Origin of the sequence: Lysinibacillus sp. IITD104, assembly GCF_036698265.2 — a bacterium.
In the GTDB taxonomy this organism is placed as follows: domain Bacteria; phylum Bacillota; class Bacilli; order Bacillales_A; family Planococcaceae; genus Lysinibacillus; species Lysinibacillus boronitolerans.
This window is the reverse complement of the sequence record NZ_JBAHYH020000001.1, coordinates 4437209-4456379: the sequence shown is the minus strand read 5'-3', so window position 1 is coordinate 4456379 and position 19171 is coordinate 4437209. Positions and strand designations below refer to the sequence as shown.

Annotated in this window: 21 protein-coding genes; all 21 read left to right on the top strand. The window is 37.5% G+C overall.

Annotated elements, in window-relative coordinates; all coding sequences use genetic code 11:
• Positions 1-103: 103 nt before the first annotated feature.
• The 21 genes from rnmV (at position 104) to V1L66_RS22480 (ending at position 19166) form a co-directional block, all read left to right on the top strand.
• On the top strand, positions 104-670 hold the full coding sequence (gene rnmV, locus V1L66_RS22580; protein WP_036075698.1) for a ribonuclease M5: 567 nt from the start codon (positions 104-106) through the stop codon (positions 668-670).
• The gene (rsmA, locus tag V1L66_RS22575) at positions 663-1544 is read left to right on the top strand and encodes a 16S rRNA (adenine(1518)-N(6)/adenine(1519)-N(6))-dimethyltransferase RsmA (protein WP_333006341.1); all 882 of its coding nucleotides are present in this window, start codon (positions 663-665) and stop codon (positions 1542-1544) included. The genes rnmV and rsmA overlap by 8 nt, the downstream gene beginning before the upstream one ends.
• A gap of 156 nt (positions 1545-1700) precedes the next feature.
• The gene (veg, locus tag V1L66_RS22570) at positions 1701-1961 is read left to right on the top strand and encodes a biofilm formation stimulator Veg (protein ID WP_004229199.1); all 261 of its coding nucleotides are present in this window, start codon (positions 1701-1703) and stop codon (positions 1959-1961) included.
• Between the two features lie 113 nt (positions 1962-2074).
• Entirely contained in the window at positions 2075-2254 is a 180-nt protein-coding gene (locus tag V1L66_RS22565) for a small, acid-soluble spore protein, alpha/beta type (RefSeq protein WP_004229193.1), read from the top strand.
• Positions 2255-2475: 221 nt separating this feature from the next.
• On the top strand, positions 2476-3342 hold the full coding sequence (ispE, locus tag V1L66_RS22560; protein WP_036075694.1) for a 4-(cytidine 5'-diphospho)-2-C-methyl-D-erythritol kinase: 867 nt from the start codon (positions 2476-2478) through the stop codon (positions 3340-3342).
• 56 nt (positions 3343-3398) lie between these two features.
• Positions 3399-4232 (top strand): pur operon repressor, encoded by an 834-nt coding sequence (gene purR, locus V1L66_RS22555; RefSeq protein ID WP_016993803.1) that lies wholly within the window; start codon positions 3399-3401, stop codon positions 4230-4232.
• Positions 4229-4603: a RidA family protein gene (locus tag V1L66_RS22550; protein ID WP_004229189.1), complete on the top strand. Its 375-nt coding sequence runs from the start codon at positions 4229-4231 to the stop codon at positions 4601-4603. The genes purR and V1L66_RS22550 overlap by 4 nt, the downstream gene beginning before the upstream one ends.
• A gap of 220 nt (positions 4604-4823) precedes the next feature.
• A complete protein-coding gene (gene spoVG / locus V1L66_RS22545) occupies positions 4824-5126 on the top strand; it encodes a septation regulator SpoVG (protein WP_004229187.1) in 303 nt (100 codons plus the stop codon).
• 261 nt (positions 5127-5387) lie between these two features.
• On the top strand, positions 5388-6758 hold the full coding sequence (gene glmU / locus V1L66_RS22540; RefSeq protein ID WP_333006340.1) for a bifunctional UDP-N-acetylglucosamine diphosphorylase/glucosamine-1-phosphate N-acetyltransferase GlmU: 1371 nt from the start codon (positions 5388-5390) through the stop codon (positions 6756-6758).
• Positions 6759-6782: 24 nt separating this feature from the next.
• On the top strand, positions 6783-7742 hold the full coding sequence (locus tag V1L66_RS22535) for a ribose-phosphate diphosphokinase (protein ID WP_004229183.1): 960 nt from the start codon (positions 6783-6785) through the stop codon (positions 7740-7742).
• Between the two features lie 253 nt (positions 7743-7995).
• Positions 7996-8592, top strand: coding sequence for a 50S ribosomal protein L25/general stress protein Ctc (locus V1L66_RS22530; protein ID WP_016993793.1), 597 nt, complete (start codon positions 7996-7998; stop codon positions 8590-8592).
• A gap of 145 nt (positions 8593-8737) precedes the next feature.
• Complete coding sequence (gene pth, locus V1L66_RS22525; RefSeq protein WP_016993791.1) at positions 8738-9304, top strand: aminoacyl-tRNA hydrolase; 567 nt, start codon at positions 8738-8740, stop codon at positions 9302-9304.
• Between the two features lie 240 nt (positions 9305-9544).
• Positions 9545-9772 (top strand): anti-sigma-F factor Fin, encoded by a 228-nt coding sequence (locus V1L66_RS22520; protein ID WP_016993788.1) that lies wholly within the window; start codon positions 9545-9547, stop codon positions 9770-9772.
• A 144-nt stretch (positions 9773-9916) separates the two neighbouring features.
• Positions 9917-13429 (top strand): transcription-repair coupling factor, encoded by a 3513-nt coding sequence (mfd, locus tag V1L66_RS22515; protein ID WP_333006339.1) that lies wholly within the window; start codon positions 9917-9919, stop codon positions 13427-13429.
• Positions 13430-13726: 297 nt separating this feature from the next.
• Positions 13727-14263, top strand: a complete 537-nt coding sequence (gene spoVT, locus V1L66_RS22510; protein ID WP_004229174.1) for a stage V sporulation protein T — start codon at positions 13727-13729, stop codon at positions 14261-14263.
• A 158-nt stretch (positions 14264-14421) separates the two neighbouring features.
• Positions 14422-16044 carry an oligosaccharide flippase family protein gene (locus V1L66_RS22505; RefSeq protein WP_333006338.1) on the top strand — a complete coding sequence of 541 codons (1623 nt, stop codon included), beginning with the start codon at positions 14422-14424 and terminating at the stop codon, positions 16042-16044.
• 9 nt (positions 16045-16053) lie between these two features.
• The gene (mazG, locus tag V1L66_RS22500) at positions 16054-17514 is read left to right on the top strand and encodes a nucleoside triphosphate pyrophosphohydrolase (protein ID WP_333006337.1); all 1461 of its coding nucleotides are present in this window, start codon (positions 16054-16056) and stop codon (positions 17512-17514) included.
• Positions 17515-17518: 4 nt separating this feature from the next.
• Positions 17519-17809 (top strand): RNA-binding S4 domain-containing protein, encoded by a 291-nt coding sequence (locus tag V1L66_RS22495; RefSeq protein ID WP_004229169.1) that lies wholly within the window; start codon positions 17519-17521, stop codon positions 17807-17809.
• Positions 17810-17956: 147 nt separating this feature from the next.
• On the top strand, positions 17957-18256 hold the full coding sequence (gene yabP / locus V1L66_RS22490) for a sporulation protein YabP (protein WP_004229167.1): 300 nt from the start codon (positions 17957-17959) through the stop codon (positions 18254-18256).
• A complete protein-coding gene (gene yabQ, locus V1L66_RS22485) occupies positions 18253-18744 on the top strand; it encodes a spore cortex biosynthesis protein YabQ (protein WP_036075686.1) in 492 nt (163 codons plus the stop codon). The genes yabP and yabQ overlap by 4 nt, the downstream gene beginning before the upstream one ends.
• A gap of 17 nt (positions 18745-18761) precedes the next feature.
• The gene (locus tag V1L66_RS22480) at positions 18762-19166 is read left to right on the top strand and encodes a septum formation initiator family protein (protein WP_016993778.1); all 405 of its coding nucleotides are present in this window, start codon (positions 18762-18764) and stop codon (positions 19164-19166) included.
• The last annotated feature ends 5 nt before the right edge of the window (positions 19167-19171 follow it).

The window sequence follows — 19171 nt, the reverse complement described above, 5'->3', positions numbered from 1 at the left end:
GTTGAATAAGATAAGTTCATCTGTACCTTGTATTCCTGTACAAATCGTATAGAGCAGTTGTAAAATGGTCAGAAGATAAGGTAGATAGAAAAGAGGAGCCTTTTTGCAAATTAAAGAAATTATTGTTGTTGAAGGAAAAGATGATACGACAGCTATTAAACGTGCTGTACAAGCAGATACTATAGAAACAAATGGATCTGCAATTTCTGAAGAAACATTAAAACGAATTCAGCACGCCCAAGAAAAACGTGGAGTTATTGTATTTACAGATCCCGACTATCCAGGACGTCGAATACGCGCCATTATAGAGGAGCGTGTACAAGGGGTGAAGCATGCCTTTTTACCAAAAGCCAAAACAATTGCTAAAAACGGTAAAGGGCTAGGTATTGAACATGCTGCTGACGATGATATACGTGAGGCACTTCAACATGTCTATACCCCTATTCATGGCGTGCTACACGAAGAGGTGATTACACTGGAAGATTTAATGACAGCTCGTTTAATTGGACATCCACAGTCAAAGCAGCGTCGTGATCGACTAGGGGAAATCTTAAATATAGGTGCTACAAATGGTAAACAACTTCATAAAAGAATGAAAATGTTTCAGATTACAGAGGAGCAATTTGGTGCGGCTATCGCACAGTTAGATCAGGAGGAAAATGATGCATAAGGATATTGCGACACCAATTCGAACACAAGAAATTTTAAAAAAGTATGGTTTTTCATTTAAAAAAAGCTTAGGTCAAAACTTCTTAATTGATCCTAACATTTTAAGAAATATAGTGAGTCACGCCCATTTAACTGAGAATAGTGGCGCAATTGAAGTTGGTCCTGGTATCGGTGCATTAACTGAACATTTGGCGAGAAGCGCTAAAAAGGTAGTTTCCTTTGAAATCGACCAACGTTTATTGCCCGTACTAGAAGACACACTTAGTCCATACAATAATGTGTCTATCATCCACTCTGACATACTTAAGGTAGATGTTGAGAAAGTAATTGCAGATGAGATGCCAGGTATTGATGATATTATGGTTGTGGCCAATTTACCGTATTATGTAACGACTCCAATTTTAATGAAATTACTCAATGACCGATTACCGATCCGTGGTTTTGTTGTGATGATGCAGAAAGAGGTAGCAGACCGTATAACGGCTAAGCCAGGGACGAAAGAATATGGTTCTTTATCAATTGCCATTCAATATTACGTGAAAGCAGATATTGCAATGACAGTGCCTAAAACAGTTTTCATGCCACAACCTAACGTCGACTCTGCTGTAATTCGTCTTATCAAGCATGAGGAACCACCAGTAAAAGTAATAGATGAGGATTTTTTATTTGTTGTAACACGGGCCTCATTCGTACAGCGAAGAAAAACGATCTATAATAACCTGCAATCTGGTTTACCAAATGGAAAGGTGAAAAAGGATCAAATTTTACAGGCATTAGAGCTAGCTAATATTGAGCCAACTCGCCGTGGAGAAACACTTTCTATTCAAGAGTTTGGGAAATTAGCTGATGCACTGCATCCTGTTTTTGCAAAGTAAAAATTTTTGTTAACATTTTTTCGGATATGTAAAAAAATAAATATTTTTTATAAAAAATAAGTTGACAAAATTTATAAGAGGCTGATAAAATATTATATTTTGTTGACATTTTTAGGCCATTAGCTTATACTTGTTATTAGTGAGGTGTAAGCGAAAATGCCAAAAACTTTAGCGGACATTAAAAAGTCGTTGGATTGTCATTTGGGTAAACGTTTGCAATTAAAAGCAAACGGTGGTCGCAAGAAAACGGTTGAGTGTGCAGGGATACTACGTGAGACATATCGCGCCATCTTTGTAGTCGAACTCGATCAAGAAGACAATACGTGCAAGCGCGTATCGTATAGCTACACAGATATTTTAACTGAAGCAGTAGAGATTACATTTTTAGACGAAGCAAAGGCTGCTGTCGCAAAATAGTTTCTAGTACTTATTTCTATATTTTAGAAACACTCATGTATGTTAAAAATACATGAGTGTTTTGCGTTTTCATGGGCATACTAAATTCGTCAGTTGTTAAAGGAGGAGTTTATATGCCTAGAAAAGGTATCATGTCACCTCGATTAAAAGAAGAGATCGCAAAAGAGCTTGGATTTTATGATGTTGTGCAAAAGGAAGGCTGGGGCGGCATAAAAGCTCGTGATGCCGGTAATATGGTCAAACGTGCCATAGAAATGGCTGAACGGGCAAGTAGTGAGCAAGAGCGTAAGTAGGCTGTTTTTGTTAAAATAGTCATCTTATCAAGTTTCATTCAGCAGGGATGAAAATCCTTACTAACACAACAAATACAACTGACGAGAGAGAGCCGTTACTCCGAATAGGGTAAACGGTTCTTTTTTTCCATTTTCGTATTCTCAATATGGTAAAATAAAATGAATAATCTTGCGCGAAAAAAAGAACTGTTTATACGTGTAGCTATAAGGGAGGAAGAAAGATGCTTTATGTAAAGGCGCCTGCAAAAATCAATTTAACATTAGATGTACTTTATAAAAGACCAGATAATTTTCACGAAGTGGAGATGGTTATGACAACAGTCGATTTAGCTGATCGTATCAGTCTTGAATCTCGAGAAGATGGTGTTATTCAAATAATTTCAACAGATAACTTTGTACCAAATGACCATCGTAATTTTGCTTATCAGGCAGCGCGTCTCATTAAAGATACATACGGCATTAGACAAGGTGTATCCATTACAATTGAAAAAGAAATACCCATAGCAGCAGGTCTCGCAGGAGGCAGTAGTGATGCAGCTGCAACATTAAAAGGGCTAAATGAACTGTGGAATTTAGGTTTATCAATAGATGAATTAGCGGAGCTTGGTGCTAAAATTGGCTCGGATGTTTCGTTTTGTGTTTACGGAGGCACGGCACTCGCTACAGGACGAGGCGAAAAAATAAAAGAATTACCAGCTCCACCTAACTGTTGGGTTGTACTAGCTAAACCTAAAATTGGTGTATCGACAGCAGAAGTATATGGGGGTCTTAAGGTTGAAGGACTGGAACACCCAAATACAAAGCAGATGATACAAGCTATAGAGACAAAAGATTATGAGCTATTATGTTCTTCATTAGGAAATGTTTTGGAAACTGTAACATTTAAGCTCCACCCAGAAGTTGTGATGTTAAAGGAACAAATGAAGCGTTTTGGGGCAGATGCCACGTTAATGAGTGGAAGCGGTCCAACTGTATTTGGGCTTGTGGATAGTGAAGCTCGTGTAAGTCGCATTTATAATGGTTTACGTGGTTTTTGTGAGGAAGTTTATGCAGTACGAATTTTAGGTGAGCGAAATACGCTTGCTTAGAAACGCAAATTTGTGTTAATTTTACCTATAAATATTCGTGTTTAGGAGAGGGTCGCATGAAATGGAAGCGTAGTGAACGACTTGTTGATATGACGTACTACTTACTAGAACATCCACATCAGCTGATCCCGCTAACTTATTTTTCAGAACTATATCAATCTGCAAAGTCATCCATTAGTGAGGATTTAACGATTGTAAAAGAAACTTTCGAAGAAAAAGGAATCGGGTTATTGATGACAGTGCCGGGTGCTGCAGGAGGAGTAAAGTATATTCCGAAAATGTCCGAGGCAGAAGTACGTTTAGTGATTGAAGATTTAAAAGCAGAGCTAGAACATTCAGATCGATTGTTACCAGGCGGTTACTTATTTATGACAGATTTGCTTGGAAACCCAGATTTAATAAATCGAGTAGGAAAGGTCTTTGCCTCTGCCTTTGCAGATCAACAAATCGATGTCATAATGACAGTAGCAACTAAAGGGATATCTATTGCCCATGCCATTGCAAGACATTTAAATGTACCAGTGGTTGTTGTGAGAAGAGATAGTAAAGTAACAGAAGGTTCTACAGTTAGCATTAACTATGTATCTGGTTCTTCCAGAAGAATTCAGACAATGGTATTATCAAAAAGAAGCATGAAGAGTGGACAACGTGTATTAATTACGGACGACTTTATGAAGGTCGGCGGTACTATGAATGGCATGAAAAATCTCTTAGAGGAGTTTGACTGTCAGCTAGCAGGCATTGCCGTGCTTGTGGAGGCTGAGCATGCGGACGAAACATTAGTAGATGATTATTATTCACTTGTAAAGCTTCATGAAGTTAATGAAAAAGATCGAACAATTGCATTAAGTGAAGGTAACTATTTTTCTAAAAGGGGACATGACAAATGAAAGTAGTAGCAACAACAAATGCACCAGCAGCAATCGGACCATATTCACAAGGTATTATTGTTAACGGAATGTTTTATAGCTCTGGTCAAATTCCATTAACAGCTACAGGGGATTTAGTGGAAGGCGATATAACTGTACAAACAAATCAAGTATTTGCTAATTTAAAAGCAGTTTTAGCGGAAGCTGGAACTTCTTTAGATAATGTTGTGAAAACAACAGTATTTATGAAGGACATGAATGACTTTGTAGCGATGAATGAAGTTTATGCAAATCATTTTGGTGATCATAAACCAGCGCGTTCAGCGGTAGAGGTAGCCCGTCTTCCGAAGGATGTAAAAGTAGAAATCGAAGTAATCGCGATCGTAAAATAAATTAAGCTTGTAAAGCTCACTAAAGAGAATCTTTATTCTTTTTAGTGAGTTTTTTTACGCTGACAAACAATTGTCAAAAATTCCGTATATAAGAAAAAATATTATTCTAATAAGTATTCAAATTTTTTAGAAAATTTGATAGACTATGAAAAGGAAAATATTCGGTAATTGAGAATATGATATTTTCATTTAGGCATCCAAGAAGAGAGGTGGTGAGAAAATGGAAGTTACTGATGTAAGGTTACGTCGGGTACAGACGGATGGTCGCATGCGTGCGATTGCTTCCATTACACTTGATAATGAGTTTGTTGTTCACGATATTCGTGTAATTGATGGAAATACTGGTTTATTTGTAGCTATGCCTAGTAAACGAACACCAGATGGGGAATTTAGAGATATTGCTCATCCAATTAATTCTGATACTCGAAATAAAATTCAGGAGATCATTTTAAACGAGTATCATAACTCTAGTGAAGTAGAGGAAGCTGGTAAAGAGGAAGAATTAGAGGGAATCGGTGTGTAATGGATAGGTAATAACTTACTTTTTAAGGATATGTTACAAACTGAGGGTAAAAAAGATATCAAGAACTCTTCTAGATGGAAGGGTTCTTTTTATTTTGATAAAAAGATAATATGAGCAATTTTAGGATATACTTCATGACATTCGAGCATAAGGTGCATTGGATTTAGGAATTCATGTTTTTGTCAACTCTACATGCCTTGAAAATAGATGAATTTTGCTATATAGTCATAAGAGAAAATGAGCGTATTGGAGGACTTACAGATGAGCAATGTTTTTGCTGTCATTTTGGCTGCAGGTCAAGGTACACGTATGAAGTCCAAATTATATAAAGTGCTCCATCCAGTATGTGGGAAACCTATGGTACAACATGTGGTGGATCATATTCAAACGTTAGATGTGAAGCGCATTGTAACGGTAGTCGGACATGGTGCTGAAAAAGTGCAACAACAGCTTGGAGATAAAAGTGAGTATGTACTGCAGGCTGAACAATTAGGTACAGCGCACGCTGTGCAACAAGCAGAGGCTATTTTAGGTAATGAAGAAGGTACAACATTAGTTGTATGTGGAGATACACCACTAATTCGTCCTGAAACGATGCAAGCTCTATTCGAACATCATCAAGCAAAGAATGCTAAAGCAACTATTTTAACAGCAATTGCTGAAAATCCAACTGGCTATGGCCGTATTCTACGTGGCAATAACGGACAGGTGGAGCAAATTGTTGAACAAAAAGATGCTTCAGCAGAGCAGCAATTAGTAAAAGAAATAAACACAGGCACATATTGCTTTGATAACAAATTATTATTTGAAACATTGAAGCTTGTGAAAAATGATAATGCTCAAGGTGAATATTATTTACCAGATGTCATTGAAATTTTACAAAAGCAAGGTGATATTGTTGAAGCATATGTCACTGATGATTTTGAAGAGACGCTAGGTGTTAATGATCGAGTGGCTTTGTCGCAAGCTGAGACATTCATGCGTACAAGAATTAACGAGAAGCATATGCGTAATGGTGTCACAATTATCCATCCTGAAACAACGCATATTAGTGCAGATGCAGTTATTGGGCGTGATACGGTGATTCAACCAGGCTCAATGATTGAAGGTGCCACTATGATTGGTGAAGATTGCATTATCGGGCCAAATACTCAAATCATAGATAGCCGCGTTGGTGATCGCACAACTATACATTCTTCAGTTGTCCGTGAAAGCGCTATTGCAGAGGATACTGCTATTGGGCCATTTGCTCATATTCGACCACTTTCAGACATCGGTAGTCATGTGAAAATTGGTAACTTTGTAGAAGTGAAGAAAAGCAAGCTAGATAACGAAACAAAAGTTTCACATTTAAGTTATATTGGCGATGCCGAGATCGGTAGTAACGTCAATATTGGTTGTGGTTCCATTACAGTAAACTATGATGGAAAAAACAAATTCAAAACGATTATTGAAGATGATGTATTTGTAGGATGTAATACTAACTTAGTAGCGCCAGTGAAAGTTGGAAAAGGTTCATTTATTGCAGCAGGTTCTACAATTACAAAAGAAGTTCCTGAAGATGCACTTGCCATAGCTCGTGCAAGACAAGAAAACAAACCGAATTATGTAAGCAAATTAAATTCAAAATAATTATCAACTAAACAGGAGGCCATCATGCCGTATCATTATGCAAACTCACAATTAAAAATATTTTCACTTAATTCTAATAATCCATTAGCTCAAGAAATTGCGCAGGAAATGGGCGTAGAATTAGGTAAATCTTCTGTTAAGCACTTCAGTGATGGAGAGATTCAAATTAGCATTGAAGAAAGTATTCGAGGTTGTGATGTGTTTATCGTGCAGTCTACTTCTGCACCTGTAAACGAACATTTAATGGAGCTTTTAATTATGGTAGATGCAGTTAAACGTGCATCTGCTCGTACAGTAAACGTTGTAATGCCTTATTATGGCTATGCACGCCAAGACCGTAAAGCAAAAGCGCGTGAGCCAATTACAGCTAAATTAGTGGCAAACCTACTTGAAACTGCTGGTGCAACACGTGTTATCGTATTAGATTTACACGCACCTCAAATTCAAGGTTTCTTCGATATCCTAATCGACCACTTAATGGCAGTACCATTACTATCAGATTACTTTAAATCTAAAGGTATTCCAGGAGATGAAATCGTTATTGTTTCACCAGATCATGGTGGGGTAACACGTGCTCGTAAAATGGCTGAACGATTAAAAGCACCGATTGCAATTATTGACAAACGTCGTCCGAAACCGAACGTTGCGGAAGTGATGAACATTGTTGGTAATGTTGATGGTAAAGTGGCAATCTTGATTGATGATATTATTGATACTGCAGGTACAATTACAATTGGAGCAGATGCGTTACGTGCAGCTGGAGCAAAAGAAGTTTACGCTTGCTGTTCACACCCTGTATTATCTGGTCCAGCAATTGAACGTATTGAAAACTCTGCTATTAAAGAATTAGTGGTGACAAATACAATTCAGCTTTCAGACGAGAAAAAATCTCCAAAAATTACAGAGCTTTCTGTAGCTAAATTAATGGCGGATGCTATCTCTCGCGTTTATGAAAATAAATCTGTAAGTACTCTATTTGATTAATAAATATTGTAAGTATGAGACCAATCTATTCTTTGAGTAGATTGGTCTTTTCTATATAAATTAGACACTATTTCGTCAAGGCGAAGAAATAGGTGAGTGTTTTATGTGTGAGCCTTCTCACAAAGGGGTATAATGATAATGTGACTTAATAATATTTACTCTACCTTAAAAAAATAGAGCTAAATATTATCATAGCCTACAACGAATTATTGTTGAGGCGTAAATAATTTTCTTGGAAGGGGAATAAAGAAGTATGAGTACAGTATTAAGTGTTACAAAGCGCGAAACTGGGCATCGTTCAACATTAACCCAACTTAGAAAAGGGGGAGCCATTCCTGCAGTTATTTACGGCTACAAAGTAGATTCAACCCCAATTTCTATTGCTGCAAAGGATTTTAAAAAGTCTATTCAAAAAAATGGGCAAAATAGTGTGTTTTCGCTAGAGTTAGAGGGGAAAAAAGTGAATGCTGTTGTGTCAGAGATTCAGCAATGTTCATTGAAAGATGAAGTAAACCATATTGATTTTTTAGCCATTAATATGGCCGAAGAGCTAGAAGCTGATGTCCCGATTAAATTACTTGGACAGTCAGTTGGTGTGAGTGAGGGCGGTATTTTAATGCAGCCTAACTTAGAATTGAAAGTAAAAGTAAAGCCAGCAGAATTACCTGAATCAATTGATGTGGACATTTCATCGTTGAAAATTGGGGAATCCCTAACGGTAGCAGATATTCGAGATACTACATCTGTTGAAATCATTAGTGAAGATGATTATATGTTAGTAACAATTGTGGCGCCTGTTTCTGTAGAGGAAGAGACTACAGATAGTGAAGAAGAGCAAGAGCCAGTATAAAAGTAAATGACTGTTAAGGCTAATAAGAAGGCTATAGCTTTCTTATTAGCCTTATTTTTATGCCTTTATGAATTATACAAAATGCTTTCTAGGTATGCTATATGGTAAAATAATGACTATTAGATTTGAAAGAAGAGAGGTACTTATGAAAATTATCGTTGGTTTAGGGAACCCAGGTAAACCTTATGAGCATACAAGACATAATATTGGCTTTGATGTCATTGATGCGTTAGCAGAAAAATGGGGAACACCTTTAACAAATTCAAAATTTAACGGGATGTACACTACTGTACATCGACCAGAAGGAAAGGTTCTACTTGTTAAACCATTAACATATATGAATTTATCAGGGGAATGTGTTGGTCCCCTAATGGACTATTTTGACATAGAGGTAGAAGATTTAATTGTCATTTATGATGACTTGGATTTAGAGACAGGTAAATTACGTTTGCGACAAAAAGGGAGTGCAGGTGGTCATAACGGCATTAAATCGTTAATTCAACATTTAGGCACTCAGGAATTTAACCGTATTCGAGTGGGCATTAATCGTCCACCAGCGGGCATGAAGGTAGCAGACTATGTCTTAGCTAAATTTTCGAAGGAAGACCAAGTTCTTATGCAAGACGCCATTGTAAATTCTGTAAACGCTGTTGAAGCATCTCTTTCAAAGCCGTTTCTTGATGTGATGAATCACTTTAACGCAAGCAAATAGATGGAAGGAATAAAATTTCTGTTAAAGTTTTTGGATATTGGCATAGTGTAAGGTGAGTAATCAACTGCCTTACACTATAATTACAGCTAATGCTTGTAGTGAATAGTCTTAGCTACAAGTAAAAATTAATTCTCTAATTTTCAAGTAATTGCAATGATGATGACAGTGAAAAGTGCATAATCCTTTTTATAAATGTCTATACTTTAAGTAGAAAGTTGCTTAAAGGAGGATGATTTGGAGATGTCAGTTCGCTATCGATGTCGGCATTGTGAAGTAGAAATAGGGACACTACCATTTGATGCAGATGATACAATTCGAAAGTTGCATATTTTTGAATTGGGAGAAGCGGATGATTATGTTGAGAAAGATCAGCATGGCCAAACGACTGTGCACTGCATTTGTGAGCAATGTGAGGATTCGCTGAGACAATATCCAGATTATCACGCACTCAATAAATGGATTCAATAATTGGAAGGATGCTTTGACACACTTATGTGTGTTCAAGGCTTTTTCCATTTCATAAAACAGCCATTAATAGAGATATGTAAAATAACACTAGAATAATAGAAATAAAAATAATATAGGATTTTACGCTGAAAGGAGCTTTTGACTGTGGAGGTTTTACGACAGCTTGTGTCGCAAGATAAACATATTACATCATTTTTAAAGGAAATTCAGAGCGGTCAAACTGCATCACAGCTTATTACAGGTTTAACAGGAAGCGCACGCCCCGTAATGGTCGATGTGTTATTTGAATATGTAAAGAAGCCAATCTACATTATCTCTCCTAATCTATTGCAGGCACAAAAAATGGTTGATGAGCTTGCTGGATTGTTAGGTGAGGAACATGTTCATTATTACCCAGCAGATGAATTTATTGCAGCCGATCTTTCTGTAGCTTCACCAGAACTTCGTGCGGAGCGGATTGCGACGCTTGATTGCTTAGCTAGAGGTGAGAAAGCCGTATATGTAATACCTGTGGCTGGTTTACGTAAAATAATGCAGCCTAAGGAGCACTGGCTACACTATTTTTTACAAACAGCAGTAGGCGAAGATATTGAAATTGAGATGTGGTTACAAACATTAGTTGAGATGGGCTATGTACGGAATTCAATGGTGACATCACCTGGAGAGTTCGCGTTGCGTGGGGGGATTTTAGATATTTATCCACCTTATTTAGAATCACCTATTCGTATTGAATTATTTGACACAGAGGTTGATTCCATACGAACATTTTCAGCAGATGACCAACGTTCTATTGATAAATTACAAAAAATTCGTATTCTTCCTGCTTCAGAGGTCATTCTTACTAAATCAGAAAGACAGGCATTAGCAGGCCGTTTAGAAGTGGCATTAGCAGCCAGTCTAAAGAAGGTAAAAAAGCAGGAGACAAAGGAACTTCTGTATCAGCATATTCAATATGATATTGAATTGCTACAGCAAGGGAATTTACCTGATTATGTAAACAAATATGGCTCATTATTATACGATAAAACTGCCTTTTTGGGAGATTACTTTGAACATGATGGTATTGTACTTTTTGACGAGCTTGGACGTATTCAAGAGGTAATGGATGCATGGGAACGTGAAGAAGATGAATGGTTTTTATCTTTAATCGAAGAGGGAAAAATGGTTCATGATGTCAAACCTGCCTTCTCATTAAAAGAAATACTGGCGATGTTGTCACAACAAAAGCTTTCATTTTCATTATTTTCGCGAACATTTGCAGGGATTACGTTTAATAAAACAACTAACTTTTCTTGCAAGCCAATGCAGCAGTTTCATGGACAAATGTCCTTGCTTCAAAGTGAGGTTGAACGCTGGTTACTTGGCAAATTTACAGTTCTAATCGTAGCAAGGGATAAAGAACGAGTAAAAAGGGTTCAGCAAATGCTTGAAGAATACGATATTCATACGGCAATAGGTGAGCCGACAGAACCTGGTATTTATATTGTAGATGGGGGCTTGTCGAGTGGCTTTGAATTGCCTCTACAGCGTTTAGCAATTGTAACAGAAGACGAGCTTTTTAAACAGCAGGCAAAGAAAAAAGCACGTACACAAAAAATGACTAATGCTGAACGTATTAAAAGTTATACGGAAATTAAGCCAGGTGATTATGTTGTACATGTTCATCATGGGATTGGTAAATACATCGGTGTAGAGACATTAGAGGTTAATGGTACACATAAGGATTACTTGCACATACGATATCGTGCAGACGATAAATTATATGTCCCTGTAGAGCAAATAGACTTAATCCAAAAATATGTGGCGTCAGAGGATCGTGAACCAAAGCTACATAAATTAGGGGGAGCAGAGTGGAAAAAGGCGAAAGCGAAGGTATCCTCTGCTGTACAGGATATTGCAGATGATTTAATAAAGCTGTATGCAAAGCGTGAAGCAGAGAAAGGGCATGCTTTTACACCTGATAACGACGACCAACGTAATTTTGAAGCGATGTTCCCTTATGAGGAAACAGAGGATCAGCTACGTTCAATTGTTGAAGTGAAAAGAGATATGGAACGTGAACGTCCTATGGATCGTTTAGTCTGTGGCGATGTAGGCTATGGTAAGACAGAGGTAGCCATTCGTGCCGCATTTAAGGCTATTCAAGATGGAAAGCAAGTGGCATTCCTTGTCCCTACTACTATCTTGGCCCAGCAACATTATGAGACAATTCGTGAGCGCTTTCAGGATTTCGCCATTAATGTTGGATTGTTATCTCGTTTCCGTTCGAAAAAAGAGCAAACAGCCACATTAAAAGGCTTAAAAGAAGGCCGAGTCGATATAGTTATTGGAACACACCGCATTTTATCTAAAGATTTAATTTTCCAAGACCTTGGTCTGTTAATTGTGGATGAAGAGCAACGTTTTGGTGTGACACATAAGGAAAAAATTAAACAGTTAAAGACAAATGTCGATGTCTTAACTTTAACGGCTACACCAATCCCAAGGACACTTCATATGTCCATGGTAGGAGTCCGAGATTTATCTGTTATTGAAACGCCTCCTGCTAATCGCTTCCCAGTTCAAACATATGTGATGGAGCACAGTGGTGCATTAGTACGAGAAGCTATTGAGAGGGAAATGGCACGTGGCGGACAAGTATTTTATTTATATAATCGGGTTGAGGATATGGCTCGAAGGGTTGAGGAGATTCAAGTGCTTGTCCCTGAAGCAAGAATAGGCTTTGCTCATGGGAAAATGACTGAGTCAGAGCTAGAATCCGTAATTTTAGCCTTTTTAGAGGGTGACTATGATGTGCTTGTCACGACAACAATTATTGAGACAGGTGTCGATATACCGAATGTAAATACGTTAATTGTCCATGATGCTGATCGTATGGGCTTAGCCCAGCTCTACCAATTACGCGGTCGCGTTGGGCGTTCTAACAGAGTAGCCTATGCGTATTTTATGTACCAACGCGACAAAGTTCTAACAGATGTAGCAGAGCAACGTTTACAAGCAATTAAAGAATTTACAGAGCTTGGCTCAGGCTTTAAAATTGCGATGCGAGATTTATCTATTCGAGGTGCAGGAAACTTACTTGGAGCGCAGCAACATGGCTTTATTGATTCAGTCGGCTTTGATTTGTATTCACAAATGCTTCAGGATGCCATCGCGGAACGTCAAACAGGCGTGAAGAAAGAAGAAAAGCCAGATATTGAAATTTTGTTAAGTATTGATGCCTATATTCCTGACGCTTATATTCCAGATGGTTATCAAAAGATCCAAATGTATAAACGAATTAAGGCCATGGATCAGGTGGAGGAGTATGACGAAATCATGGAGGAATTAGAGGATCGATTTGGCGATCTTCCAATTGAAACAGAGCGTTTACTTCGAATTGCACGAATGAAAGTTTGGGGATTAGGTGCGGGAGTAGTATCTGTAAAGGAGAAGCAGAAGCTTATTACAATACTATTGTCGGAACAAGGGACAACAAATGTCGATGGCAGTAAGATTATTGAAGAGTCAATGAAGTTTGAGCGTGCTGTTGGTTTTGGTATGGATGGCATGCAGTTAAAATTAACAATAGATGAACGCAAGTGTGGCAAACATCAACCATTTGATATTTTGGAAGAATTAATGCAAATTATTGATAAAGCAAAAAAGCAGCAATAGTTAGAAGGTCATCTTATCTTTTACATGAAAAGATAAGATGGCCTTTTTTATGTTGATTCAGTAATCAAACATATTTGCTCAAGGAATAGTTGATTTTTCTAATACATTTCTTATGAATTAATTATAGAAACTTATTCCTTGGGTAATCTAATAAGGAGTTGATTGATGTAATACCGTTTTTTGAAAAAAATTGATGGTTGTGAAATCCTTTTTCTTCAGTTTTTGCATAGATTGCTTAAATAAAAACCATACTATCATTGAATAAAAATTTCATTGTAGCGAAAGCGAGGCATTAGAATGAAGGCAACAGGAATTGTTCGTCGTATTGATGATTTAGGGCGTGTAGTTATTCCAAAAGAAATTCGTAGGACGCTACGTATTCGTGAAGGCGACCCGCTTGAAATTTATACGGACCGTGAAGGCGAAGTCATTTTAAAAAAATATTCTCCCATCAATGATTTGGGGGAATTTGCAAGAGAATATGTTGAAACACTTTATGAAACAATGGGCACACCGGCATTTGTCACTGACCGTGATGAAGTAATCGCTGTTGCAGGGATTGGGAAAAAGGAGTATATCAATCGTCGCATTACGTCCTTTGCGGAAAGCTTTATGGACGAGCGCTCAACAAAAATTGAAAAAATGGAGACAACGATTGAAATTGTCCCTGGACAATATGAGCAAGTAAAATCTTATTGTGCGACACCTATTATGGTAAATGGTGACCCAATAGGCTGTATTATCGTCTTGTCTAAAGTACACTTTGTTGGTGAGGTAGAAGTCAAAGTAGTGGAAACAGCTGCAAACTTCTTAGCAAAACAAATGAATAGTTAATGCATGGAAAAGTTATTGCGATGACCTTTAAGGCTGAACAATAACTTTTTTGCGTACATAAAGATGAATCATTATAGGAACAGTAGTGCCACCTTGCACGTCAAACTTTTGAGATATGCTATACTATTGGCATTGTTAAGAAGGAAAGAGGGCAATTTATGTCGCAACGTTTTGGTATGAAAAGCTACATGAAGGGTGCCGCCTTATTGACGATAGCAGCCCTTATTGTAAAAGTTCTTAGTGCCATTTACCGTGTGCCTTTTCAAAATCTAGTAGGTGATGAAGGCTTTTATATCTACCAACAGGTATATCCAGTTATTTCTATCTTCGTTGTTTGGACATCTAGTGGCTTTGCTATAGCCATTTCTAAAATGCTTGCAGACAATGATTGCATTGTTGATACAATAGAACGTGATGAAAGACGTCGAACTATAACACAGGTAGTTTTCAGGTATTTAACGGTATTATCACTACTGTTTTTCGCCATTTTATTTGGAGGTGCTGAAAAGATTGCCCATTTGATGGGAGATATTCAATTAGCACCACTTATTCGTACAGGCTCCCTAGTAGTATTGGTTATGCCGGCGCTGGCTATTTTAAAAGGTAGCTTTCAATCTAGAGCAATTATGGAGCCCATTGCTTATGCCCAAGTACTTGAACAAGCAGTGAGGGTAACTGTCATATTAGTAGGTACCTTTCTTATTATGACAACGACGAAATCACTTTATGGTGCAGGAAGAATAGCTGTTATCGGTACAGTAATTGGAGAAATTACAGCCTTGTTATTACTTGCTTATATCTCGTATAAACGATTTGGTCTACTGCAAGTTAAACAGCAACTACAGCGTAATTCAAGTTTACCTATCATTAAAGAGGTCACATGGCTGAGTTTGAGCGTCAGTATGAGTGGTCTACTGCTACTTGGCTATCAATTGGTCGATTCATTTACAATCTATTCTTCATTAATTGATAATGGCCTAACGCATACAATAGCAAAGGAAACGAAGGGTATTTATGATCGAGGACAGCCGTTAGTTCAACTGGGTGTTGTCATTGCATCTTCATTGTCGCTGGCCATTGTGCCACTTGTCGCCCATTTGTCGAAAAAGCAAGAGGGGCGAAGTGCCGTGCCATTCATACAATTAACATACAAAGCATCTGTCCTGTTTGGCTGGTCTGCTGCACTAGGCTTAATGCTAGTTATGCCTTATTTAAATGAAATGCTTTTTAAAACCAATTCCTTATCTGAGGTATTGATTGTCTATGTATTTCAAATTGTCCCGTTGTCGATTATTCTTACATTTACGGCGATCTTACAAGGCTATGGAAAATTAAAAAAACCAGCTTTATTTCTTATGTTTGGTTTTCTATTAAAAGTGATATTGAATGTACGATTAATCGGTTGGTTGGGAGTATTAGGAGCTGCCATCGCTAATGATATAGGATTATTATTAACAGCAATCTTGCTCATTATTTATTTAAAAACATTGACTGGCATTCAATTAGCTTCAGGTGCCTTTTATAAAAAAGTAGGAATAGCATCTTTTAGTATGACAATCGTCGTGATTGTATGGTTACAGCTAGTATCGTCCTTGTTAAACCATCTGATGTCTTCACGTATGATAGCCATGGTGGCAGGTTTGACAGCAGTATCTATTGGGGCATTTGTTATGCTAACAATTATTGCAAAGAAACGAGTATTAGTAGAAAAAGAATGGTATTTACTTCCGTTTGGACGTAGAATGGCCGTTTATCAACTTTGGCTAAATTCAAAGAAGTAGGTGTAAATATTGAATACATTAACAATTATTGGTTTAGGTGCAGGTGACTTTAATCAGCTGCAAATGGGTGTTTATAAAAAGTTAAAGGCTGCAAAAAAATTATATGTACGGACAGTGGATCATCCGGTTTTAGAGGAATTAGCAGCAGAGGGCGTGGCATTCGAAAGTTTTGACAATGTGTATGAAAAACACGATACATTTCAACCTGTTTATGCAGAAATAGCTGATTCTCTGATGAAAGCTATAGCTGTTGAGGATGTTATGTATGCTGTGCCAGGGCATCCATTAGTTGCAGAGCAAACAGTGCAATTACTTATTGCCGCAGCAAATGAAGGGAAAATTGAGCTAGTCATTGAGGGTGGTCAGAGTTTCTTAGATCCCATTTTTGGTGCCTTAAAAATAGATCCAATTGAAGGCTTTCAATTACTTGATGGTACGAGCTTTTCAATGCATGACATTAACATGCGTCAGCACATCTTGATTGCTCAAGTATACGATACATTCAGTGCATCAGAAGTGAAGCTGACGTTGATGGAGAAGTATGATGATGAGTATCCTGTGACGGTTGTGACAGCTGCAGGATCCTCACAAGAACAGATTGTCACAGTGCCGCTCTATGAACTCGATCAAAGTGTAGAAGTAAATAATTTAACAACAGTCTATGTACCACCTGTAAAATCACAGGAGGAGTCATTAAGAGATTGGACAACATTCCGCCAAATCATTGCAAAGCTGAGAGGCCCAAATGGCTGTCCTTGGGATCAAAAGCAAACACATGAGTCGTTGAAGAAATACTTACTTGAAGAAGCACATGAATACTTGGCAGCGGTTGATGCTGAAGATGATTTTGCCATGATTGAGGAACTTGGTGATGTGTTGTTACAAGTATTTTTACATGCACAAATAGGAGAAGATCAAGGCTACTTTACACTTGAAGATGTGTTAGCTTCAATTAGTGAAAAAATGATTCGTCGCCATCCACACGTTTTTGGGGATGTAGCAGTAGAAGATGCAGATGGTGTTGTGGCTAATTGGGAGGCCATCAAGGCCGAAGAAAAGGGAACTAGCGATAAACCGTTATTAGACGAAGAGTATAGAGCCTCTTCTGCGTTACAAACAGCCTACAATTATCAAAAAAGAGCAGCACAAGTGGGCTTTGACTGGCCAGATGTGGAGGGAGCATGGGATAAATTTACCGAGGAGTGGGAGGAATTTCGCCATGAGGTGACGAAAGGCTCTAATGCATCCCGTCTTGATGAATTTGGCGATGTATTGTTCACACTAGTAAACTTAGCACGTTTCTATAAATTATCACCAGAAGAAGCAATGCTACATGCAAATGAGAAATTTGCAAGACGTTTCGGCTATGTTGAGCAACAGGTAAAGGCAAGTGGAAAACCATTTTCCGATTTTACATTAGAACAATTAGATGCATTTTGGAATGAAGCAAAGCAACTAGAAAAGGAGTAAGAGTATGAGATTAGATAAGTTTTTAAAAGTATCCCGTTTAATAAAACGCCGTACTTTAGCCAAAGAAGTGGCAGATCAAGGACGAATCACCATCAACGAAAAGATTGCAAAAGCAAGTAGTACAGTGAAAGCTGGTGATGAGCTTGCTATCCGTTTTGGTCAAAAAATAGTAACGGCCCGTGTAGAAGAAATACGTGATACGGTAAAAAAAGAAGATGCAGCAAAAATGTTTACCATTTTGAAAGAAGAACGACTTGAAAAAATTGAACCTGAATTTATTGATGATGAGGAATAAAGCTAAATTTAATTTCTAGCCCTCCTAATGTTGTCCCGCCTTTCTTTCTGTGGGTGAAAGTATTACACAACTTAAATAAAGTTGTCATGCTTTGAAGGTTGTCCGCATAAAGTGAACAGAAGCTAGGACGACTAAAGGAGGAAAAAAATGACGCTACATCAAGAAAGTAATCGTTACACAATTCCATCTGGAGAGCATATTTTAACGATTCGTAATCGTAAAAGAATGGACATGACTTCTGTAAAATCAATTGAACGCTTTGATCAGGAAGAGTTTTTCATTAAGACGTCCCAAGGGCACTTGTTAATCCGTGGAGAGGAACTGCATATCGTTCATTTAGATGTTGACAAAGGATTATTGACACTTGAAGGAACTGTAAAAACCTTACAGTACGACGAGGAGGAAAGTGGCTTCTCGAAAGGTTTCCTTCATAAATTATTTGGATGATTGTCAGTGAACAATTTTATCAATTAATTGTCATGGTTTTGAGCGGTATAGCAGTTGGTTTCATAATTGATAGTATAAGGCTCATTGTTTTTTCAACTCCAAAAAGGTCAAGCCTTCGAAAGTGGATGATGGTTGTTGAGTTATTAACATGGATTCTACTTGGAGGTTTGACATACTATTTATTATTTTGGCTAAAGGATGGCGCTTGGCGGGCTTACGACCCGCTAGCGCAGATAGCCGGAATTTTTTTGTATCAATCATTTTTTCAAACCTTTTTACGTTTCATTGCTAGAATTTTGGTGAATATAACATGGAGACCCTTTTGGTTCATTGTACGCTTCATAATTACGGTTATTCGACAAATTTTGCAATTATTAATAAATATTGTTATGTTTGTTATAAGACCTTTTGTCAAAATTTATTCGTATTTGTCCTACACTTTTTTTAAAAAATTACGATATTTGAAGTATAATAAAAAGCAACAATAATTTTCGGAGGTGCGGACATGACGAGACGTCATTCATCAAATGATGAATCACAAAATTTCACAAAGCTTGATAATGACTATGTCCGTAACACGGATAGAGCTATAAATCGCAAACAACAGGCTCGAAAACGTAAGATGCGTCGTATTGTCTTTTTTGCGATTGTACCAGTCATTATTATTGCTCTTCTCTTAAATGTGCTGCTACAACAGAATGAAACATTAGCAGCAAAAGAGAAATCCAAAGAAGAAGCGAATCGGCATCTCACTGAATTGAAAGAAGAACAAGATACATTAAATCTTAAAATCAAACAATTACAGGATGATGAATATATCGCAAAGCTATTAAGAAAAGAGTACTACTTATCGGAAAAAGGTGAGATTATTTTCATCATTCCAGATAAGGAAGATAAAAAAGACGACTGAAAAGC